This window comes from Pseudoalteromonas sp. T1lg23B, assembly GCF_002964665.1.
Taxonomy (GTDB): domain Bacteria; phylum Pseudomonadota; class Gammaproteobacteria; order Enterobacterales; family Alteromonadaceae; genus Pseudoalteromonas.
In genome coordinates this window covers 90,717-113,782 of record NZ_PQBZ01000030.1, presented here as the reverse complement: position 1 = coordinate 113,782, position 23,066 = coordinate 90,717, and the positions used below count along the sequence as shown (strand labels likewise).

Annotated in this window: 18 protein-coding genes and 1 pseudogene; 9 read left to right on the top strand and 10 right to left on the bottom strand. The window is 42.7% G+C overall.

Features of this window, described 5'->3' with window-relative positions:
- Positions 1-19 precede the first annotated feature (19 nt).
- Positions 20-1,048 (top strand): DUF3549 family protein, encoded by a 1,029-nt coding sequence (locus C2M32_RS07155; RefSeq protein WP_105167771.1) that lies wholly within the window; start codon positions 20-22, stop codon positions 1,046-1,048.
- Positions 1,049-1,354, top strand: coding sequence for a DUF3301 domain-containing protein (locus C2M32_RS07150; RefSeq protein WP_105167770.1), 306 nt, complete (start codon positions 1,049-1,051; stop codon positions 1,352-1,354).
- A gap of 1,279 nt (positions 1,355-2,633) precedes the next feature.
- Here the strand turns inward: C2M32_RS07150 and C2M32_RS07145 are convergent.
- On the bottom strand, positions 2,634-3,284 hold the full coding sequence (locus C2M32_RS07145) for a GNAT family N-acetyltransferase (RefSeq protein ID WP_105167769.1): 651 nt from the start codon (positions 3,282-3,284) through the stop codon (positions 2,634-2,636).
- Positions 3,285-3,386: 102 nt separating this feature from the next.
- Here C2M32_RS07145 and C2M32_RS07140 point away from each other — a divergent pair, with 102 nt between their 5' ends.
- From C2M32_RS07140 to C2M32_RS07130, 3 genes are read left to right on the top strand one after another with little or no spacing between them, the layout of a single operon-like run.
- Positions 3,387-3,614 (top strand): DUF2789 domain-containing protein, encoded by a 228-nt coding sequence (locus C2M32_RS07140; RefSeq protein ID WP_105167768.1) that lies wholly within the window; start codon positions 3,387-3,389, stop codon positions 3,612-3,614.
- A 48-nt stretch (positions 3,615-3,662) separates the two neighbouring features.
- Entirely contained in the window at positions 3,663-3,926 is a 264-nt protein-coding gene (locus C2M32_RS07135) for a hypothetical protein (RefSeq protein ID WP_105167767.1), read from the top strand.
- Position 3,927: 1 nt separating this feature from the next.
- Entirely contained in the window at positions 3,928-4,701 is a 774-nt protein-coding gene (locus C2M32_RS07130; RefSeq protein ID WP_105167766.1) for a Zn-ribbon-containing protein, read from the top strand.
- A 1-nt stretch (position 4,702) separates the two neighbouring features.
- On the opposite strand, the gene syd is transcribed toward C2M32_RS07130, so the two are convergent.
- Complete coding sequence (gene syd, locus C2M32_RS07125; protein ID WP_105168029.1) at positions 4,703-5,242, bottom strand: SecY-interacting protein; 540 nt, start codon at positions 5,240-5,242, stop codon at positions 4,703-4,705.
- Between the two features lie 61 nt (positions 5,243-5,303).
- Here syd and queF point away from each other — a divergent pair, with 61 nt between their 5' ends.
- A complete protein-coding gene (gene queF, locus C2M32_RS07120; protein ID WP_105167765.1) occupies positions 5,304-6,149 on the top strand; it encodes an NADPH-dependent 7-cyano-7-deazaguanine reductase QueF in 846 nt (281 codons plus the stop codon).
- Here the strand turns inward: queF and C2M32_RS07115 are convergent.
- From C2M32_RS07115 to C2M32_RS07105, 3 genes are read right to left on the bottom strand one after another with little or no spacing between them, the layout of a single operon-like run.
- Positions 6,136-7,008: a peptidylprolyl isomerase gene (locus C2M32_RS07115; protein WP_105167764.1), complete on the bottom strand. Its 873-nt coding sequence runs from the start codon at positions 7,006-7,008 to the stop codon at positions 6,136-6,138. The genes queF and C2M32_RS07115 overlap by 14 nt on opposite strands.
- A gap of 55 nt (positions 7,009-7,063) precedes the next feature.
- Positions 7,064-10,741 (bottom strand): autotransporter assembly complex protein TamB, encoded by a 3,678-nt coding sequence (gene tamB / locus C2M32_RS07110; protein ID WP_105167763.1) that lies wholly within the window; start codon positions 10,739-10,741, stop codon positions 7,064-7,066.
- Positions 10,741-12,477 carry an autotransporter assembly complex protein TamA gene (locus C2M32_RS07105; RefSeq protein ID WP_234401249.1) on the bottom strand — a complete coding sequence of 579 codons (1,737 nt, stop codon included), beginning with the start codon at positions 12,475-12,477 and terminating at the stop codon, positions 10,741-10,743. Before C2M32_RS07105 ends, tamB begins: the two co-directional genes overlap by 1 nt.
- A 163-nt stretch (positions 12,478-12,640) precedes the next feature.
- Here C2M32_RS07105 and C2M32_RS07100 point away from each other — a divergent pair, with 163 nt between their 5' ends.
- Positions 12,641-12,970 (top strand): ribonuclease E inhibitor RraB, encoded by a 330-nt coding sequence (locus tag C2M32_RS07100; RefSeq protein WP_105167762.1) that lies wholly within the window; start codon positions 12,641-12,643, stop codon positions 12,968-12,970.
- A 33-nt stretch (positions 12,971-13,003) separates the two neighbouring features.
- Here C2M32_RS07100 and C2M32_RS07095 read toward each other — a convergent pair whose 3' ends face one another.
- From C2M32_RS07095 to pyrC, 4 genes and pseudogenes are all read right to left on the bottom strand, one after another.
- Positions 13,004-14,749 carry a DEAD/DEAH box helicase gene (locus C2M32_RS07095; protein ID WP_105167761.1) on the bottom strand — a complete coding sequence of 582 codons (1,746 nt, stop codon included), beginning with the start codon at positions 14,747-14,749 and terminating at the stop codon, positions 13,004-13,006.
- Positions 14,750-14,864: 115 nt separating this feature from the next.
- Complete coding sequence (locus tag C2M32_RS07090) at positions 14,865-15,170, bottom strand: H-NS histone family protein (RefSeq protein WP_105167760.1); 306 nt, start codon at positions 15,168-15,170, stop codon at positions 14,865-14,867.
- 202 nt (positions 15,171-15,372) lie between these two features.
- Positions 15,373-15,581 (bottom strand): annotated as a pseudogene (locus C2M32_RS07085) (cold-shock protein).
- Positions 15,582-15,899: 318 nt separating this feature from the next.
- Complete coding sequence (gene pyrC, locus C2M32_RS07080) at positions 15,900-16,940, bottom strand: dihydroorotase (RefSeq protein ID WP_105167759.1); 1,041 nt, start codon at positions 16,938-16,940, stop codon at positions 15,900-15,902.
- A 187-nt stretch (positions 16,941-17,127) separates the two neighbouring features.
- On the opposite strand from pyrC, the gene C2M32_RS07075 reads away from it, so the two are divergent.
- A complete protein-coding gene (locus C2M32_RS07075; protein WP_105167758.1) occupies positions 17,128-19,503 on the top strand; it encodes a bifunctional diguanylate cyclase/phosphodiesterase in 2,376 nt (791 codons plus the stop codon).
- 63 nt (positions 19,504-19,566) lie between these two features.
- Here C2M32_RS07075 and metE read toward each other — a convergent pair whose 3' ends face one another.
- Positions 19,567-21,840 (bottom strand): 5-methyltetrahydropteroyltriglutamate--homocysteine S-methyltransferase, encoded by a 2,274-nt coding sequence (gene metE / locus C2M32_RS07070; protein ID WP_105167757.1) that lies wholly within the window; start codon positions 21,838-21,840, stop codon positions 19,567-19,569.
- Between the two features lie 287 nt (positions 21,841-22,127).
- On the opposite strand from metE, the gene C2M32_RS07065 reads away from it, so the two are divergent.
- Positions 22,128-23,015 (top strand): LysR substrate-binding domain-containing protein, encoded by an 888-nt coding sequence (locus C2M32_RS07065; protein ID WP_105167756.1) that lies wholly within the window; start codon positions 22,128-22,130, stop codon positions 23,013-23,015.
- The last annotated feature ends 51 nt before the right edge of the window (positions 23,016-23,066 follow it).

Sequence of the window (23,066 nt, the reverse complement as noted above, 5' to 3'; positions counted from 1 at the left end):
ATCATTAAGTGGGTGAATCATGACAGCGCAAATTTCTACTTTAGGCGAACTTTTGAGTGCCGCAGGCACGCAGTGGCGAGTATATGATATTGGCCGCAGGATCACGAAAATAGATAAACAGCACTTTGCGCAAATTGAAACAACACAAGCTCCCTATCCTTACCCTCTGGGTGGGCATGCATTGCTGGCTATTCAATTTTGGGACAACCAGGCAACCTTAGACCCTTATGTTTGGTTTTTAAAGTTTCCTCTAGATGAACAAAGCAAACTAATTGTCGCCAGTCGAGATCATTTTGCAAGCATGGTATTAGAGGCTTTAGGAACGGAATTAACCGGGCAGCAAGCTGATGGAAAGCTTGACAATAACCCCTATGTTTTTACCCCAAATGCCAACAAACTAGCCGCTTTCAATGCATTGCTAAAAACAGAGTTAAAGCGTCCAGCATCTCAGTACTATGAGTACAGTGAGCTGTACTTTTCTGGCAAATTACCTTTAGAAGATTGGCAAAGCCTAGCCATTCAAGGCCTAGCAGACTTTGCGTTGCGACTTAACCATGGCCAAAACAGTGAAAACTTACAAGCTATTTGGACATCACTACCTCTTGAGGTGAAACAACCACTGAGTGCTATGCTTGAGCACGTCGCTATCGACATCAGCTTCACAGAGAAGCTGAACCATGAGATAAACAATAGTATTAGAGCGCAAGAACTTGATGCTCTGATCTGTAACCTTAGGGCAATCTCTGGCACGAGTGCTCAAGGCCTGCTGGCACAAAGCGTGGATACTATACTAAGCAGTGAATACAGCAGCGAATCCGACGTATTACTTACTTTGGCCGGACGTTGTTGGGAAACGTTTTCAGACTCACAAAGACTCTTTAAATTTTTAGAGTGCGCCGCACAAAACACACAAGTTGAAGGTTTATTTGCAAGTATTTTCGCAGATTTAGTTGCAATTCCATCATTGCGCCCACATGTTTTAGGCATTCTAAGAGCAGAAAATCGCAGTGACAATTTGTCTCGCGCTATAGGTAGGTTATTTTCGTAGATGGCGACACTTTGGCTTTTTATTCTCGTAGGTGCGGTGATTGCACTATTTTGGACCAGTCGACAAGCAGCTGAAGCCGCTAAAGATCATGCCCAACATCAAACTGACAAGCTGCAAGTCCAGCTTATCAGTGTCGCGTGCCAAAAACGTCAGTTGGGCATACTCAGAAATGGCAAGCCGGGTATCAAAAGCCAGTTTATCTTCGAATTTAGTTCAGATGGAGAGACTGTCTACCAAGGCATATTACATATGGAAAATAACCGTCTGGTCAAAGCCGATATTCCACCTCACCGTATGGCATCATAGAGGCAAGAATATAGTGATTGTTAATATAGAAGCTGAGTATTTTCGTTCGCTTTTTGGTGACGTCACCTATTTACAATCTGCCCGGTCATAATCTTTTCCAATCTTGGTAAGATCAGATTTTCCACACACAGTAGGAAGCATAAAACAAGATGGAGGCGCGCAGTTTTATGACCCTTAAGTACACGCTGATGATACCTATACTGTGTTTTCAAATCTGTAGTAAACGTCACTCTTTCTTCAACTGCACTCTAAAGGCGTGTTGTACTCTAAAATACCTAGATTGATACATGCTAAGTGAAACGCCCAAGCAATAGATAGGTTACTCAGAAAAGCGTCAGCTTAACGACGCACAGGCCCCGCGCACTGTTGTCAACTGTAATGGACCATCAACAATGGTTCAAGTTCGGCCAGTAGTATGACTATGTAAAGCGCTAGCAAAGCTGTATTAAGACAGCTAAACCTCCACCTCAACTACTTGCGCATTATCCAGCTCTAGTGCCTATCATAATTCATCGACGGGAAAATGCGGATCATCTAGGGTAATACGCTTTTTTATCAAATATGAAGCCCCAGGTATCACGGCTGTTCATTACTCGATGTCAAGTTGCTCTAAACCGCAGTTTCATGGACCTAGCTTTTTTAAGAATATTGCGAAGATATTTAAAGATTAGAGAAGGATATAAAGACATTATTAGAGTATCGGACAGCAAAAAAAACTAAGGCGCAACCTTTGTCGCGCCTAGTTCTGACTACATCCATGATGGGTTTTCCGTTCCCAATGCGTGAAGCCACCTTTTTCTTCATCCCCTGAACGGGTATACATCCTAGCCATACCCCAACTTCATCCTTGCTTGCTTTCCGTGTCACTTCCTATGACTTATCCACTTGCCAGCTTGGCCTCCACTTCACTCATCCTGAGCGCTCCTTAAGCAGCACCTCTTGTGCCTGTCCTACCTTCCTTGTGTATACCTTCCTGATATACACCCACATCCTGTGAGTTCCTAAATCAATCCTTGCTCCTTTATGCTCCTTGCGATTGCAGCTTACCCTACCCTCTGCACTCCACTCCTTTTGCGATTCCTATCGCTTTGTCTTCCTGACATGATTAAGTTTACGCTGTTATTCGAACTTCAAAAGGCAGAAAATAGAACATTCTCACTGAAATATTATTGCAAAAAAAATAAAGTTAAGAAATTACAATATCTTAAATTAAAAAACACGTCGAATGACAACAAAACAAAACACCTTAGCGCACATTCATGTAGGAAAAGTCTTACAACTAACTTTCCGATCCGTCTGTTAGTTGCTTCTTAAATAACAACTCCCCCGTCACTTTCTCAAAAGAAAGCTGCTTTATCACCTGATACCCATGTCCCAAAAAGAACGCTTTCTGAGCAGTCTGAGTAATAAAAACAGCCATTCCGCTAATGTCGTGATTGCTCGAAATTAAATCGTCCAATCCGCTAAGCAAATAATGACCAAGCCCTTGCCCTTGGACGTGTGGATCGACTGCAATAAAAGCAAGAAAGTAATAATGTCCATATTCTTCTAAAGCAGCCCTGATGGTATTTTCTTTATCGATTAATTGCTGGGTCTGCAAATATCCCGCACTTAACATTAAACGCAGTCGCCAATGCCAGTATCGCGATGCCTGTAGTTCGGTCTCGGATTCTAGTACACAGGCAACCGCATATAAGTTTTCTCCCTCAAACAACCCCACCATAGGCTGGCGTCCCTGACCAAAGCTGGCGAGCTCTTCTCTAATAAAGGCTCTCAGTTTCATTTCATAGCTACTGTCATCTTTTGCGGATAATACACTGCGCAACACATCGTCATCATGATACGCCTGATACAATAGGCTGGCTGCGACACGCATGTCTTCTGGTGTTAGGTATTTTACTGTTAAGTTTTGCTGCTGTAGAACGCGCATAATTTCCCCTTATGTTGTTGTTATTAGGGCGAACGGATTGTTGTTAAGTGCACTGTCTACTATAGTTACAGAGTGTTTTTTAGGCAACTTACGGAGTGATTTATGGATACCAGCAAGCACAACCTTGCCACTTTATTTGCTCAATTAGGATTAGATAATTCACCTGATCAGATAACAAAGTTCATTAACAAGCATCGTATCGCTGACGATATGTTGCTTGCTGAAGCGCCCTTTTGGAATGAAGGTCAGCGGCATTTTATTGAAGAATCTCTGCGCGAAGATGCGGATTGGTGTGAACTGATTGACGAGCTAGATGCCATGCTACGCTAACAATTTGAGCTATGGTATGATGCGCTTTATTTGTGTGGAGTAAAGCGCATGCATCCTGCAGTACAAAAGGCGATAGCAGAGCTAATTGCAGAAGGTAAAACCCCAAGTGTGGCATTGACCAAGGCCCGATTAAGTGGCTCTGTTGCCATGCCAGTAATTATCGCAGGACTCAGTGCCTATAAAAATAACCCAGATATAGTAACACAGCCTTTGCCGCCGCATTCTGAGCAAGATACGCCCTCTCAAAAGAGCCAACTTGATCGAATTGAGCAAAAGCTTGATAGACTATTAGCCCTATTAGAGAAGCGCTAACATGTTTGTTGTAGATTTAACATTCGATTGCTATCAAGACACGACCCTTGACATGGCAGAAGTTGCTATTAACCGGGTAGTTAATGCACTTCGCTTTAATGGCCAAATAATCGGTGATGAATTCCCAACGGTGCTAAAAGATGGCTACTTTATTACTCGGGTTATGTGTCCTCTGGAAGATGCTCTACACCCACTGAATCACAGCCCATTCGTCAAGCATGCCATCGACCAATTGCAAAAAGCTGGATTGCTTGCACCCAAAGTCAAAGTCATAGGACAAGATATCCATGCGAATGGGGCTGATCAGTGTACCCAGCCCTCTAGCTACATCTTATATACTACCTATGTACATACGTGTAGTCCGTTGTATTGTGGTGATGATTTTTTACCTGTACCGCTATACAAAATTCCAGCCATTGCCAACGGCGACTACAAAGCACTCATAAAGTGGCAAGAGGATTGGCAAGCGTGCGACCAAATTCAGATCAACGGTGCAACGCGTTGCGAGTTTGCAGCATTAGAAGAAATATCTAGTATTAGCAGTGATTTATTTCGAAGAGGCATGGATCTGTCAAAACGGATCCGTTTTTTGACCCAAAAACCTGTTTACTATTACATATACCGCGTAGGCGGCGAGAGTCTTGAAACCGAAAAGCAACGTAAATGCCCTAGTTGTCACGGTGAATGGGCACTCGATGAACCTTGGTTTGGATTATTCGACTTTCGCTGTGACAACTGTGAACTGGTATCTAATATTTCTTGGGATTTTCAGTAAATTAGAAACTTACTTGTTGCAAAAAATCAGCTAAGTCTAACGCTAGCACATGGTGTGGTGGTTTACCGACATACTCGAGACACACCTCACCACTGTCTAGCTTTACACTGATCAACAAATCATCTTGCTGTGTCAAGCCTATAAATACCGTGTCTTGTTGTTTCAACTTTCTCTTCATCAAAACATGGCCGGTTATATTTTGTTGTAGCCTCTCATAGTCTTCCTGATTCCAAGCTTGTAACAACTCAACTTGGTGTCCCTCTACTTGCCCGATGATATTACCTGCAAAAAAAGTACTGTAGTACTCATCCAGCGCAACAGGAAAAGTACATTCCAGTGCCATCGCCAATTGCTGCAAATTATTTTCATTGGGCTGTGCCGATGCTTGCCATTGAATACGCTCATCATCAATAGGATCACCTACTTCACATGGACTTGGCCACTGTGGGTCATAGTACATACATGGTAAAGATAGGTGTGCTTGCTGGTAATGTGCGGCAAAGTTTTCATGTAGTTGAGATAAAATCTGGTTTATAGCCATATACTGCCAACCGTGTTGAGATCCGTTATAATGTTGCCATTGTAACCACAAATGGTGAAACATGACAGATTACACAAATGCTCCCGAGCTAAAAGCTTCTCTCTTAGGTAAGACGACTGAATATGCGTCACACTATGATGCCACTTTGCTGCACCCAATCGCACGCAAGCTCAACCGCGACCAAATAGGCGTTGATGAATCAGCTCTCCCTTTTAAAGGGGAGGATAGTTGGACTGGGTATGAGCTATCATGGTTAAACCTTAAAGGAAAACCACAAGTGGCCGTAGCAAGCTTTGTATTTCCTTGCCAAAGTTCACACATTATTGAATCAAAGTCTTTTAAACTGTATTTGAATAGCTTTAATCAAAGTAAATTTGCAAGTGCTGAAGCTGTACAAAGTATACTGACTCGGGACTTATCAAAAGCAGCCAATACACAGGTAAATGTGACACTTTATCAAGCGGATGATTACGCTTGTTTGCCATTCACGCAGATGCCTGGTGAGTGTATTGATGAACTTGATATTGAAGTAAATATATACAGCCCACAGGCAAATATTTTAAAAGGAACGGGCGTCAACAGGGTGACCGAAACGCTACATAGTCACTTATTAAAATCAAACTGCTTAATCACATCTCAGCCTGATTGGGCCAGTATCGTTATTTCCTATACTGGCACTCAGATTTGCCGTGAATCGCTGCTACGCTATCTAATTTCTTTTCGCAGTCATAACGAATTTCACGAGCAGTGTGTCGAACGCATTTATTGTGAACTGATGAATACCTTTTCGTTTGAAAAGCTAGATGTGTACGCCAGATATACACGGCGCGGCGGTTTAGATATCAACCCTTATCGTTCTAGCGAGCAAGATCAAACAGCCTTTCAGATCCGTACTAATCGACAGTAAAGCTGCGTACCGGCACTTTAATTGCGCAGACATCTGCATAATCTGGCTTGGCCACAAACCAAGCCTCCGGTCTGTTTTTTCTTGCTTCTATCAACGCTTTGAAGTCGTTTGAGTCAGTATTAAACACTTTAAACCTTAGCTTATCTTCTTTATACACATCAGCTAATACTTGCATGCGGATGATAGGGTTATACACCTTACCAGGTTCTGGCTTGCGATAGAGTCGCTGAATATGCTCCATGCCATGTAACACTTGACCAAATACCGTTGTATTTCTATCTAAATAACGCTGCGGCGTTAGCGCGATGTAGAACTCGGTGCCACCGGAATTAGAGTCATCTTCTCGTGCCATGGCAAACGCACCCGTACAATGGACTTGCCAAGTGTGCTTTGCGTTAGCATTTTGCGCAACAGCAAAGCCACCAAGAAACCCCGTTCGAGCAGCGTAGCCATCACTCATATTAAGCGCTGTGATCCTCAATGGAGCTTTACTTTTATGGATAAATTCTGCCGGTAATTGTTTTTTAGCTTTGGTAGGCAGCTTGTTACCACTTTCATCACCTCCCTGCGCAACAAACCCCTCTACAAATCGATACACAGTTAAGCCATCATAAAACTGCTCGCGGGCAAGTTGCTTGATATTCTCAACATGCAAGGGCGCAAGGAGTGGATTAAGCTCAACATAGAGCGCACCTGTCGCCAGTTGAATTTTCAAGACATTGTCAATGTCTACTTCCCGCCATGCTGATTCACTGGCTTGCGCCACTATCTCATGTGGTGCAGCTTGGCTTTCCTCAGCCTGCCCCTGTATAGCGGGCAGCGCGAGCATACAGGTTGCTAAGTAACGAACAATAGACATGATGTATTCCTTTTTATTGTTATTTTTATTATCTAAGGGTGTTTGCGATATAGTTTCAATCCAAATCAAACTTATACAGTAAATCAATACTGTCATATAAACCACTGGTTGCTTCAATGTAAAGCTTTGAAAAGACTCTATAACGTACCGCTATCTCACTTAACGAGTCAAACACTCCCACGCGATAACTAACTTGTACACTGGGGGTCAAATACCCAGACACTTCCACCTTAGTCGACTCTCCACTTCCTCTCGCACCGAGTGATACGTCACTGAATCCTAGCTTTTCTCCCGTTTTTGCCACTAGGTTTTCGCTGCGATTTAAACCCTGAGATAACAATAATTGCGTCAAAATAGCGTTGTTTGAGCTTTCCCCTTCGCCAAGCGGCTCTCCATTGAGCAAATATGCAAGCGCTTGAGATTGGTCCATTGCAGGTTGAGAATATATCGAAAAGCGCGGTGTGCTGATGCTTCCAGATAGCTCAATACCCGCCTCGACTCCGTCGGCTGTCACCTCTGGATTGCGAATAGCACGAACGTTTAAATAAGGTTTGTCTAATGCTCCATTAAAGCCAATTTGCCCGGTTTTTATAAGCAAATCCTGACCAAAGGCTCGGTAGCGTCCCTCTAGTAGAGATAGCTCTCCACTCGCAAGAAGCGCTCTGGCTGGCACTTTTGTCACATCTAGGTGGCCGGTAATATAACTGTCTAAACCCAACGCCTTTATTCTGAAATCATCGCCCACTAACACATCAACGTCTATGGAATAAGCAATCGGCGAGCGACTGACACGCTCTTTTTTAGCATCAACAATGATCTGGTCGTCAGACACCTGAATCGCTTCCGCTGGTATATCCTTGATTTCAATACGGCCATAAGGTACCAATAATTTACCGACTACCGAGGCTTGATTATTCGCATACTCAACCGTGAGATCTGGGGAGATTGTCAGTTCGATATTTGTCTCAGGTGAAAGTAAAAAATCTTGTCCCTTAGCTGTAATTCGTGCGGTTAGCTCGTTCTTCCAAGCCATAGCACCATCCAAGGTTAAGTTACCACCCTGCTCACCTTGTAATTGCCCGCTAAGGTAGCCTTGCTTACCTGCTAATTTAATACCCAATGTCGACGATACCAGAGAAATGGGAGACACAGGACTGGCTAACGCAATATCTTCGATATTGATTTCGCCTACGACTTCTGGAGTGCGCACATCACCAGATAGCGAAAGCTCACCACTAATGTTGCCCGACAATTTTACCGGTTGCTGTAGATTTTTACTTAAAATGGGAGCCAAAGGTGACAGTGACATGTGGACGATTTCTACCGTCGCACGAACTGAGTCGGTGTTCTTTGCTAACAAAGGAAACTCTAGTAATCCTTGGAGTCGTCCCAATATCGATGAATTAACCTGCCAATCCAACTTTGCTAGCTGGTTGCTACTAGTCAGTTGTGTTTGTAAATTCTCAACTGGCAAAGTATGAGTCTGCCCATCTTGTTGGCTATGCACCTTGAGTTGCTGCATTTGTAATTGACCGTCCACCTTGGTTAGTTGGCCATCTTGCCAAGCTACAGATAAACCACCATGTGCAAACCCATCTAGTCTCGCTTTATTAGCAAGCCAATGATTGGCGTCCTCAAGAATAAGCTGTTGCACGTCTGCAACTGCGCTGCCTGCACCACTGACGATATTCTGCTGCGCCCCTATACAAACCTTGCTATTGACCAGTTGCCAACAATGCTTGTCCACATTTGCAAAGCGTTTTGACACCTTGATATTCGCTGATTCCAGCAGCGTTAGCGTTTGCTGTTGATATTGCAGTATTGCATCGCTTAGTTCACCTTGCCATTGCTGGTTAAGCCAGCTTCCTTTGGCCGTCAATGAAGCTTCTAAGTCACCTACTGTGTCTATCGTTATCTTATGCTGAGACATGTCGCCTTGAAGCGCCACACGAACATTATTCAGTTGCGAAGCACCATATTGAATATAATTGGCATTCAGCTGAGCATTTGTGGCCCAATTGGCTGCACTATTGGTCTGAAGATCTAACTGCACATTTTTGACAATCAAGCTATCAACGCCAAATTGTTGAATATCTACATGCGCCTCAACTTGCGGCTCACTATGCGTGCCGCTAATCACCAAACTGCCTGTTGAGACCAAGTCCACTGGGATTATGGCATCATGCTGATGATTAACGTCTATTTCTCCAGACAGTGCCAGTTGTTGCCCAAGAGTACCGGACATCAACAATTTACTTTGTCCATATCTCAAGGTCAGCGCATTAAGCTGTCCCTGCAAATGTTGATCTAGTTTGAGTTGCGCGTGGGCACTAAGATCTTTCCCCAACAGCTGACCGGACACTTCTAATGCGTCGATATCAAATTGCCATTGTTCCCCATCTAAATTAAAGTCAGCTGTCAAATTTGCACTAAGTTCTGTATTGGCATAATCCGGTAAAAGCATTTGCATTGGCAAAGGGCTAAGCTGCGTTTCAATCTTTCCCATTATCCCTTGTTGCCAACTGAGTTGTGCTACCAACGTTGCCACAGACTCAGCCCATTTTAACTGTGCAGTGTCGATAGTCAGGCCAGTTAATGTGCCGTGAAATTTCGTCGTGAACTCAATAGGCGCTTCTGGCGATGTACTTCCTTCAACTGCCAGTTGTGCTGAATAATCGTTAACATCACCAACTAAGTTAATTGAGGCTTGCTGAAGTTGCAATTGCTGCAATGGGGCTTGCAATAGGCCCCCAAGGTCCCACGAGTGAGCGTCAAACTGCATGTAAAATGGCCAGTTCTGGCTAGTTAAGTCTATTTGCCCTTGAAGTTCACTTGGATACGTTCCACGACTTTTAAGTGCCAACTGCAATTCAGATAAAGGCCCAAACGCATCAATTTGTAGCTGGTTATCCCCCTTGTCCAACAGTAAATTCACTTGCAGCTGCCATGCATCTGACCAGTTTATTGTACCTTGTGAGTCGACGGTAATATCCATCGCTTTTACCGCAAGTGTATGCCACTTGAGCTGTTGAGAAGTCACGGCTCCTTGCAGCACAAGTTCATCAATCACAGTGGTTTTCTCGCCTTGTAAGATCTGTATTTCGCCAACTTTCAGGTCAGCTAGCCTGACATCCAAAGGCACGAACACTGGCGGCAACGCTAATCCGGCTAAACTGGTCGGTATAGTTTGAGATTTGTCTTCTGCTGCTTCAGGTAGGTTTAGGCTTATTCGATCAACAAGTAACTTACTGACATTGATGTGTGAGTCTTGCCACTGAATCGCACTTTGCAGCTTTTCAATAGAAATCTGTTGTTGGTCGAGGGCCACATCAATATGCGCTACATTAAATTCATTAACCCCAAGAGACAACGGCAAGCTGATAGAAGTTGTCGCTGATGACGGCTCCGTTGCAGCCTGTGTAGAACTGCTCGCGGCGACTTTTAGCTGCTGTGCCGATATATCTAGACAAAGCGTTGCACAACTAAACCATTCGAGCGACACGCTAAGCGCTTGCGCATTAAAAACCAATTGTTCACTGTTATAGTCCACATTTATTGGTGTACCAGATAACAACCGCCCATCAGCCAATTCTACTTTCAAATCAGGTACCGTATAGTTTGCTATCCCCACTAATAGCTGATGACCAGGCGCAGTGGCAATAATACAAAAAATAACCACCCCGATAGCCGCAAAGCCACCGAGTATTTTTTTAAAGCGTGACATAAAAGACATTAAATTTCTGGCCCTATAACAATACTTAGACGTGTACTTTTGCTTTCTTTACTCAGCCCCCACGCGTGATCAATACGAATAGGGCCGACGGGCGTAATATAGCGAATGCCGAATCCAGCCCCCACTGACCACTTCTCAGAGAAATCGTTTGTTGCCGTACCGGCATCAACAAATACAGCAGCACGCCAACTGGGCAAAAACTGATAGTTATACTCCAAGGAGCCTGTCACAAGATACTTACCCCCCACTTCCTTATCGCCTTCTTTTGGACCGATAGAACGATAAGAAAATCCACGAATACTCTGATCACCACCTGCGAAAAAGCGCATATTAAACGGCACTTCATGAATATCATCCGCAACAATAGCACCAAGATTAACGCGGCTAATCACAAAGTGCTGCTGCTGGTAATTGCGTAACCAAGCATTGTTCCAGCGTACTTTTAATAACGATGTCGATGACACCAAAGCATCACTGGCCATTTCCAATGAAAACAATCGCTCATTCGCCCAATACGGCGTCGTTCCTCCCATCGTCTGCTTTTTAGCGTAACTTATCCCAGGCAATAACATTTCAGTTTCTAAACGTTCACCATCTTGCTCAGTGGTTTCATGCTCTCGCTTAATAAAAGCAGTGCGGATCCAGTTATCACTGGTTAACCATTGTCGCTGCAATTGTACATTCCAGATTTTGCTGTTGATCCCTTGTTGAATATCATCGTTGAATTGATAACCACCCAGCACACGCCAAACATCGTTATTTGGGTCTGCTACAGGAATTGTATAGCTGCCGATAATATCTTGACGACGTTCAGAGACAGATAGATTGCTCTCTAAAAAATGACCATCGTCGGTGATCCAAGGCTTTGTCCATTTTAAACGAGCCTTTGCTCCTAAGTCTGTGCTATACCCACCACCCACTTCAAAGCTGCTATCAGGCTTATCAACTACATCTACTCGTACTGGTAATAACCCATCGTGACGGTCTTTAAGCTGCGGGTAAACTTTGGCAGAATGAAAATAAGGCGTTGCATTTAAAGCTAGTGTGTAATCCGACAACAAGGCTCCTTGAAATGGCGTCCCTTGCTCAAAGGTTGATAAAGATCGTATGTACTGCGTTGCTTTCGTATTTTGGCTCACCTGCAGTTCGCCAAATTGATAGCGCTCGCCACCATCCAGTTGCCACTTAACCCTGGCTGTGCGTTCGCTTTTATCAATGAGTAAATCACTACGTTGCCATTTAAAATCAAAATAGCCACGCTCAAGTAACAGACTCTCCAAGCTTGATTTAGCCTGTTGATATTGATCATGACGTACCGTTTGTCCAACAGCTATCGGCAAATCTGCGAGCAAGCTATTTAACGCTTTGTCGTAATGAGCAGAGCCAAGCAAATGTACTGAAACTTCGTTCCAACTGAGCGGTTGGTCCGCTTCGATATTAATCTGTAGGGTATTGTTGCTTGGTGTGGCAATGAAAGAAATCCGACTATGATAATAGCCCAGTGCTTGCATAGCTTGCTCGACCGCTTCGCGCAGTGGCTCTAATTGCCGTTGGGCAAAGGGTTGATCTAAATAGTGACCGATATAGCGACTAATATTATCTTCTACGCTACTCTCTACGCCCTCTATCTTAATATGCTGTAATTGCCAATGTTCAGGCACTTGAAGTTGCTCCTGAGCATTACACTGCATATTCACCAATGCTGCTAACAGCACAAATATAACGGCCTTAAACACTTACCATATATTCCTTATTACACACTCAGTACATTCTATCATATTCATTCACAACGCCCTATGAACATTACATGCGCTATTTGGCCGCTAATTTCTCTCCACCTCTTTTTATTTGCTTGCGAATAGCCGACAATAGTCGCAATTGAGTTACTTGGACCTAAATATGCAATTCCCAGATGATGATAACGGCCAACTTCTAGCTGAAATGGCAGAAGCAGGCATTGACCTTTCACAGTTTCACACGGTCGATTTTTTCATTCTCTTTGAGCAAAAACCTCAGGCAGAATCGTTTATAAAAGCGATTGCAGAAGATGAACTTGCGCCACATACACAACTACAACAATGTAAAGACACAGGTGTTTGGGAAGTGATCACCTCTGTGAAAATGGTGCCAGAGCATCAGTTGTTGAGCCAGACGGAGCAATACTTAGAAAGCATCGCAAATAGCCACGAAGGTTATGGCGACGGCTGGGGAATAATGGCTTCTGAATAAACGAGTTGAATCCTAGAGCCCAATGAGTGGCCTCTAGGATTTATCTGCGACTCGATACTGACCTTGATAATCAAAGATTTTTTCGCTGACCTGCCAGCCGTATTTCTTATGCTGCTTAGCCACGACGAAATCAGGTGCCTCTAGTAGGTGAGACATTTCTTCCACCTGCTGCGCATTTTGCCAACTAACTTGTACATTTCTGCCCTTCACTCGTCGGCTAAATTCACGATTAAAAACAAAGCGGCTTTTCGGGTTTGCAAAATCAAAAACTTCATCACAACTTGCACCATCCTCATCAAAGTAGGTCACTTTGAGTTGTTGGGCTTTGAGTAAGGTGACACTTAACCCACTACATCTCAGCACCATGGCATTTTTTAAATTTAATGCGGCACGTAACTTATCATCAGGATCTGCCATGATTTCGCCACATTGCAAACACTGCCTTGCTGCAATATCGTTTTCACAGCCACATGCTTGGCATTCTTTAAAACGGAAACGATAGTCACACTGTTGTTGCTCAGGAGGCTCTCCTAGTAGGCCCTGACATCGACGACCATAGTGCTCAAGCAACTCCCCTTGTTCGTTAAGTTGCCCCCAAAAAATGTTTGCAAAGCCGCAGCCAGGACAAATAACTTGTACAGGCTCGCTCTGTGAGTTTGGCTTTTTACTGCCAACTTCGGGATGAAATAAATTAAAATCGTTACCCGCGTAATCAAGTACCAAACAATCTTTTTTCCCCGGTGATAAACGCAACCCTCTCCCAACTATTTGCTGATATAAACTCACCGACTCCGTTGGACGTAAAATCGCAATAAGATCAACATGAGGTGCATCAAACCCCGTAGTTAACACCGACACATTTACTAAATATTTTAACGTCTTATTTTTAAAATCTTTAATTATATTATCTCTGTTAACAGTTTCTGTTTCGCCAATAATTAATGCCGCACTACCTTGGGGTAAATAACTAAATATTTCTTTTGCATGCATTACTGTTGCTGCAAATATCATCACCCCACTACGCTGTTTACTCTGTTCAATAATATGAGAAACAATACTAAAAGTTGCACGAGTCTGAGCGGATAGCAAAGTATTCATATCTTCCTGAGAATACCTTCCATATTGGTCACTGTTTAGAGAAGAAAAATCATAATGACTAACGGCTGGGTTAACTTCTTTTGGGGGAGTTAAATAGCCATTTTTGATCATATAACGTAAAGGCAGTTCATAAATACAGCGTTTAAAAGGACTCTCGGACGTTCCTCTAGCAAAGCCGTGATAATGATATTGGTATATCCACCCTGTTGTAAGTCGATAAGGCGTGGCGCTAAGGCCCAGTACCTTTAAGTTTGGATTATGGACTTTTAACGCGTTAATTACTTTACCGTATTGGCTTTCATCCTCACCACTTACACGGTGACACTCATCAATTATGAGCAATGAATAATAGTGAGTAAGTTGATCTAAGTTTCGCGCTATTGACTGAACACTCGCAAATGTGACTTGCTCAGATAAACTCTTTTGCCCTAATCCCGCTGAGAATACGCTAGCTGATAAGCCAAAACTGGTATACTTTTGCGCGTTCTGCTCTACCAACTCTTTCACGTGAGCTAAAACAAGAATTTTGTGACGTGCGAGCCGAGCCAACTCGGCGATGACTAAACTCTTCCCCGCCCCCGTTGGTAATACGATCACCGCTGGATCATCATTCAGTCGAAAATGGGCAATGGTATTTTGTACGGCTTCTTTTTGATAAGGTCTTAGCGTGTAAATACGCACCTCTCAATATTGGGGACTGAGAAACGATTACACGATTATACACATAATAAAATTAGGCTTCGAGACAAAAGGCCCATAAGGGCCTTTAGAAAAATATGATTGTTTAATTTTTCGACTAGATGGTGTAGTCGTCTAAATTAACACCTACGAATGCTTTTGGTGTTTTACCACGGCCAGTCCATTCAAATACTTCACCATCTTTTTCAATTCTATATTTAGGTTTAACTTTTGCGCGTTTATCAACTGGTACGCCAGCTACAAGATCATCAAGGGTTAAACCTTTTTCCTTGATCAGTGCTAATACTTCCTCTTTTACTTGCTGCTGCTCACGCTGAGATTCAATTGCGTCATTTATTAATTCAGCTGCTTTCTCTAAGTCATTAAAACTTGCAGATTTGATAAAAGATTTAATTTCTCGCATTGACTGTTCTCTTAAATTATCAGGTTAATACCTAAAAAAGGTATATTATAATCAAACTTTAAAAAGTGTGTACTCTTATACAATTACTATATTTTTACATATAAATATAATAAAGCAAATAATATAAGATGGTTCTGATAAAATAATGAGGAATTTTATAAAAATAGGAGCAACAGAACGTTACTCCTCAGGTATAGTGAAGTTATAACGCAACTACATTTTCCGCTTCAGGACCTTTTTTACCTTGCTTAATATCAAACGACACGGCTTGACCGTCAGTCAAAGTGCGAAAACCTTCACCAGAAATGGCACTAAAGTGTACAAACACGTCAGGACATTCTCTTGCTCAATAAAGCCGAAGCCTTTTGATTCGTTAAAAAACTTTACTTTACCTGTTTTAGAATTAGACATACCTATTATTCCTGTAAGTCAGATCAATTTAACACTCGCCTTAGAGGCTTCCTCCCTGAGTTCACGCCGCAACCCGTCGGAATAATAAATACAGCAAAAAACACCTTACGCTCACTAACCCAAAGCTAATGAAGCTTCCTTACCGCAACTCTTACATCCATAGAACAGCAAAAACTCAAAGCATTCTAAGCCTAACATATAAAATGACCAACAGTACAAATTCCAATCAAAATTAATATTTAAATAATATGCTTAAATAAAAAAAGCGCACCTAAATGTGCGCTTTTCATATTTAATTCAAACTGTTACTGAATGCTGCTAGACGACTTTCCAAGCAATTGTTGCACCTGCTTTAATTGGCACAACGTGACTATCTCCCAACGGGTAGCTCTGTGGAACAGTCCAGCTATCTCGTTTTAACGTCACAGTATCTGAATTACGAGGTAAGCCATAAAAGTCTGGACCAAAATGACTAGCAAACCCTTCTAACTTATCCAACGCTCCTGCGTCTTCAAACGCTTCGGCATATAATTCTAATGCCGCATGTGCAGTGTACGCACCTGCGCAGCCACATGCGGCTTCTTTTTTGTCTTTCGCATGAGGGGCTGAGTCAGTACCTAAGAAGAACTTTTTGTTACCACTGGTTGCTGCCGCTATCAATGCCTGCTGGTGAATATTACGTTTTAATATTGGTAAACAATAATAATGTGGTCGAATGCCACCGGCTAACATATGATTGCGATTATACAACAAGTGGTGCGCCGTAATTGTTGCCGCTACATTATCTGAAGCACTCTCAACAAATTCTACAGCATCCTTAGTCGTGATGTGTTCGAGTACGATTTTGAGCTTTGGAAAAGCAGCAACCACTTTAGCAAGCTTAGTCTCAATGAATACCTTCTCTCTATCGAAAATATCAATCGCTGAATCTGTTACCTCACCATGAACCAGTAGCAACATCCCAACCTCTTGCATTGCTTCAAGAACAGGATAAATATTCTCAATATCTGTTACACCAGAATCAGAGTTTGTCGTGGCACCAGCGGGGTATAACTTTGCAGCAACAATATGGCCACTCGCTTTGGCTTTTTTAATTTCTTCTGGTGTGGTGTTATCTGTCAGATAAAGTACCATCAGAGGTGAAAAATTCCCCTGTGGCTGAGCAGCCATAATACGTTCTCTGTACGATAACGCAGTTTGTGTACAAGTAGCCGGAGGCACTAAATTAGGCATGATAATAGCGCGACCCATGTAACGGCTAATGTCTTTAACCGTATCTTTGAGTTGTACACCGTCACGTAAGTGAACGTGCCAGTCATCAGGTCGAGTAATCGTAAGGGTGTCTACTGTACTTGTCATTGCTCTTTTTTCCATGGCTGAATTTGCCCGATCATAGGCAGTTAACAACCCAGAGTAAAGTTTTTGCGTTCACTCTCGCCGTATAAATAGCTTATTTGTTTCTAAAATGCTTTTTTTTGCGCAATAATGTGTCGTTTGTCTTACAAGTAAGTTAAATTGTTCCTAATTGCATATATGAGTGATGTGAATGCTTCCAAACAACAAACTAGAATCAAAAACTGAGCAGCTTAGCATCATAAATCAATTTTCTTCATCCTTGTTGCAGATCACTCAACTTGATGAATTATTTGATTATGTTACATCTCAGGTGGTAAGCCGTCTGGGTTTTGTTGATTGTGTGATCTACCTCGCTGACGAGCAGGATGAGTTCTTAGAAGAAGTCGCCAGCATGGGCGTTGCACACCAAAGTAATGACTACAAAGTTGCACAAACCAAAATACCCATCGAACAGGGGATCACGGGGCACGTTGCCAGAACCAGACAAGCCTTTGTATCTGGAGATGTGTCAGTTGAGCCTATGTATATCGCAGACTCACGACCCGCTCTGTCTGAGATCTGTGTACCTCTCGTATACGAAGAAACCTTGCTTGGCGTCATAGATTGTGAACACCCACAGCGAGATTACTTTACTGAAGGACATCTACAAATTCTCTCAACGGTTGCGCATTTATTAAGTGCTAAAATTAATCAGGTAAAAACCCTTAACAATCTGACTAAAACAATTGAACAGCTCAATCAGGCACAGCAACTTGAACAGTGTCTGTTAAAAATTGCGAATATCACCTACCGCTCATTGGATTTGGAAGCATTTTATGACGAGCTATATCGAATTATTAACAGTCAGTTACCTGCTGAGAATTTCTTTATAGGTTTGTATGACAGGTACAGTGATATTCTCGAAATTGACTATTTGATTGAGGGCAAAGTAAAGTGTAACGCACACCAACGGGTAACCAAGGCACAAATAAAGCATACAGCCTCTTATTTTACCCTGACATCTGGCAAACCTCTGCTATGTAATACCCGAGAATTTGAGCGCCATATTGAGTTAGGTAACTTCCAAATGGTAGGCCAGTCACCCAAGTCTTGGCTCGGGGTACCATTTGCTGTGAATGACCAATATCAAGGTGTCATCGTGATCCAAAGCTATACACAGGATAAAGCGTTCAATCATCACCATTTGTCTATTTTGACCTACATTAGTCGCCAAGTAAGTATGGCGATTGACCGGCAACTATCACGTCAAGCCCTTGAACACAGAGCACTGCATGACGAGTTAACTGGGCTTGCCAACCGCTACTTGCTACTTGAACGTGTTAAACATGCCATTTTGAGTTTAGAGCGAGATGATGATGATAACTTGCACTGCCTACTTTATTTAGATTTTGATCGCTTTAAGAGTATTAATGATGCGTTAGGACACGATGTGGGTGATCGCTTTTTAGTCGCCATTGTTAATATGATTAAGGACTGTATCCGTCGCACCGACACCTTTGCGAGACTTGGCGGTGACGAGTTCGCGATTTTCATTGAAAATGTCAAAGACAAGGAGCAAGTTTCCTTAGCGCTTGAACGTATAAATGAAGCCATCGCAAAACCATTATATATTGATGGCCACATACTCCAAGCATCCACCAGTATTGGTGTCGCATTTACAGACAGCGCCACAGATAATGCCATTACCTTACTACAACAGGCTGATGCTGCAATGTATGAGGCTAAGTCACGAGGACGCGGCCAAGTGTGTTATTTCAATAATGCCATGCGCAAAAAACTCAAGCGTCAGGCAGACATAGAGAACGACTTGCAACATGGGATTAAAAACAACGAATTTGAACTCTACTTCCAGCCCATTTTCGCGTTAAATGACCCTCATGTAGTAAGCTTCGAAGCGCTAGTACGCTGGCATCACCCCAAGAATGGTCTAGTTCCACCAAATGACTTTATCGTTATTGCTGAGCAAACCGGACAAATCATTGAACTCGATTTGCACTTACTAAAACTGGCAGCCCAACAACTAAAACTCTGGCGCCAAGAAGGCAGCCCAATGATTAGGATCACGGTTAATGTGTCATCTCGTCATTTTGCTAGCCTCGATTTTGTTACTTATATGCAGCAACTCTATATTGACTACCAGCTCCCAAATGGAGCCTTATGTTTGGAAATCACCGAGTCTGGTTTAATTGAAAACCTAAAACTTGCCACCAAAATAATCCAAGGCTTAGAGCCACTGGGCGTAAAGCTTTATTTGGACGATTTTGGTACTGGTTATTCAGCCTTAGGATACCTACACCAGCTACCCATTCACGTTCTAAAACTGGACAAGAGCTTTGTAGATCAATTGACCCATAAGGAGAACCCCTTAGTGGACGCTATTTTATCACTCGCCCGTTCGTTGGACTTAAAGGTCGTTGCTGAAGGCATAGAAAACCCGAAACAATGGGCATTGTTAAAACGTAAAGGCTGTCAATTTGGTCAAGGTTTTATGGTCTCAAAACCTCTGCCTGCCAAAGAGGCGATGCAGTTTTTAATTGATAATACCCAAATGACTTTGTCGATTTAAAAGTAGCCATATATTTAGGTTATAAAAAAGCCCATTCCCTATGGGCTTTTTATGTTAATTCGACTAACTAAGCTCTTTACGCAACTCTTTGGTAGCAAGAACCATATTGGCTAATGCCTGACGAGTTTCATGCCATGCCCGCGTTTTAAGGCCACAATCGGGATTAACCCATAGACGTTGCACCGGAATTTTTTGTGCCGCCTTGTGGATCAGCGCTTTAATCCAATCGACTTCCGGTACATTGGGGCTATGGATATCATACACTCCCGGTCCAATGTCATTGGGGTAATCAAAATTCTCAAACGCGGCTAACAACTCCATATTGGACCGAGACGTTTCAATGGTGATAACGTCGGCATCCATCTGTGCTAGTGCAGCGATAATGTCATTAAACTCGGCGTAGCACATATGAGTATGGATCTGAGTTTTATCTGCAACACCACTGGCTGATACTCTGAACGCGTACGCAGCCCAATCCAGATAGTTTTGCCACTGACTCGCCTTTAATGGCATCCCTTCTCTAAATGCAGGTTCATCAATCTGGATAATATCAATCCCAGCATTTTGCAAATCAACCGCCTCATCTCTGAGCGCCAATGCAATTTGGTTTGCTATATTCGGTTTATCCAAATCGTCACGCACAAAAGACCAAAACAATATTGTCACTGGGCCAGTTAACATGCCTTTCATTTTTTTCTCAGTGAGTGACTGCGCATACTTAGTCCACTCAACAGTCATCGGCTTACAACGGGATACATCTCCCCAAATAACGGGTGGCTTTACGCAGCGAGAGCCATAACTTTGCACCCAACCAAATTGCGTCAATGCGAATCCTTCTAATAATTCACCAAAGTACTCAACCATGTCGTTACGCTCAGCTTCACCATGTACCAGTACATCCAAGTCAAGGGCTTCTTGTTCTTCGACAACATAGCGAATTTCAGCCTCCATCTGAGCCTTATACTGTTCAAGTGACAGATTACCTGCTTTGAAATCGCGCCTTGCTGCACGAATCGCTTTGGTCTGTGGAAACGACCCGATTGTTGTAGTTGGTAATAAAGGAAGAGATAAAGACGCTTGCTGTGATTGAATACGCGTCGCAAACTCACTATTTCTTTGCCCATCACGCACAGTCAAGGCTGCCACACGTTTCTGCACAGCTAAGTTGTTAACGCGCGGAGAAGTTTGACGAGCTTTAATAGGTGCACAATATGCCTCAAGTATACGTTCATCCTGATGCGTAAGAGCCTTCTTGAGTAGTGCCAACTCCTGCCCTTTTTGTGTCGCAAATGCCAACCATGAACGTAGCTCACTATCGATGTTAGTTTCTTGCTCAAGATCAACGGGCGTGTGCAACAGTGAACAGGATGGCGCAAGCCAAAGCTGTTCTTTTCGCTTCTCTGCAAGCTCCCGAAGATTCTGATAAACCGTTTGTAAGTCTGTGCGCCAAATATTGCGACCATTTACTACGCCCAATGACAGCACTTGCTCCGGACGTAGTGCAGCATCAAGCTGAGCCAGATCATACTGACCTGCAACGCAATCAAAATGAACACCATCAACCGGATAACTGCAAATATTTTGTAAGTGATCACTCACAGACTCAAAATAAGTGGCCAACAATAGTTTAACGCCTTGACCTGATAATAAACTGAAGCTCTTGCTAAGTGCTGCTCGGTAGTCATCATTGATCTCTAGTGCGAGAACGGGTTCGTCAATTTGCACCCACTCAACACCAAGCGCCGCAAGCTTATACAAAACTTGTTGATATACCGGCAAAATACGATCTAGTAACGTTAGTTTATCAAATGGCTCGTTGGCACATTTAGACAAATACAGGTATGTAACAGGACCAACAAGTACAGGTTTGACTTTGTGTCCCAATGCCAAAGCTTCTTCGACATGCTCAAATAGCTCTGTCCAAGCGAGTGTAAAACTTTGGTCTTGTGATAGTTCAGGGACAATATAGTGATAATTTGTATTGAACCACTTAGTCATTTCACTGGCAGCACACGCACACCCCGTTGGCGCTTTACCCCGCCCAATACGAAACAGCGTGTCTAGATTGATTTCTCCACTTTGACTACGGTGACGCTCCGGTACCGCACCAAGTAATAAACTTGTACTTAAGACATGGTCGTACCAAGCAAAATCTCCCACTGGTAGCAGTTCAACCCCAGCCTGAGCCTGCAACTGCCAGTTTTGGGCTCTAATTTCACGCCCTTTTTTAATGAGCTCTTCCTGCGATAGCTTACCTGCCCAATACGCCTCTATGGCAAATTTCAGTTCACGTTTCTTACCTATTCTGGGAAAACCCAAGTTATGTATCTGTATCATGCCCCTCTCCTTTAGATGTATAGACGTCCAAAACATTATTCCTTAACTAGTGTGGATACAAATGATGCTTTCTCAGCAGGAAGTTGAATAAAATTAATTTGTATTTTTTGAAAAAAAGTTAAATAAATAATGACAACGCTGTCAAAAATAATGTTATAGTGATTTTGTTAAAAATTAATCATCGATTGCTGGTTTTGCAGACGTCTAGACGTTACTATTAGGTAATGACTGAGATTCAAGTAGAGCAATCTGAGTTTAACTCACACTAATAATGAGATTTATTAAAGATGATCGACATAAAGCATTTGAAAACCATCGCAACCCTTAAAGACACTGGTTCACTTGTTAATACGGCCCGTGAGTTGTTCTTGACGCAATCAGCTTTGTCACATCAAATTAAAGACTTAGAAAACAAACTTGATTGCCAGTTGTTCGAAAGAAAAACCCAGCCTGTGCGCTTTACACCACAAGGTATGCTGCTGCTGGAACTTGCCAATGATATTTTGCCCAGAGTAGAAGCAACAAAATGTCGTTTAAAAGAGAGCCTAAATCAGCCAATTTCTCAACTTAGACTCAGTGTTGAATGTCATGCGTGTTTTCATTGGTTATTGCCAACAATAAAAGAATTCAATAACTTTTGGCCTGATATCAAAGTCGACTACGAACGAGGCTTTAGCTATGACGCTATTCCTGAATTACTTGATGACGAGCTGGATTTAGTGCTGACGTCAGATATGCGCGACCAAGATAAACTTGAATATGCACACCTGTTTGATTTTAAACTCAAACTGATCGTCGCCCCTGATCATGAATTGGCTAAAAAGGCCTATGTCACCGCATTGGACCTTAAGGATGAAACCATCATCTCATACCCTATTCCACGCGAGCGACAAGATATCTTCAAACACTTTATTCAAAACGCACGTTTTGATGGCACCCTTAAAACAGTTGATCAAGGGTTACTCATTTTTCAACTTGTAAGCGCGGGAATGGGCGTTGCGGCGTTGCCTGATTGGCTAGTCACGCCTTATGAAAGCCAGGGTCTTATTAAGTCTATTCCATTGGGTGCACTTGGTCTTAACCGCCCAATGTACTTAGCGATGAAGAAAACCATGAAAGATAACCCGGTTTACAGGCATTTCCTTAATACCTGTAAACAGAACAATTCTCGTTAAGCTATTATTTTTGTAAGATATTAACTAAACTGAACCCAGTCGAATTGATTG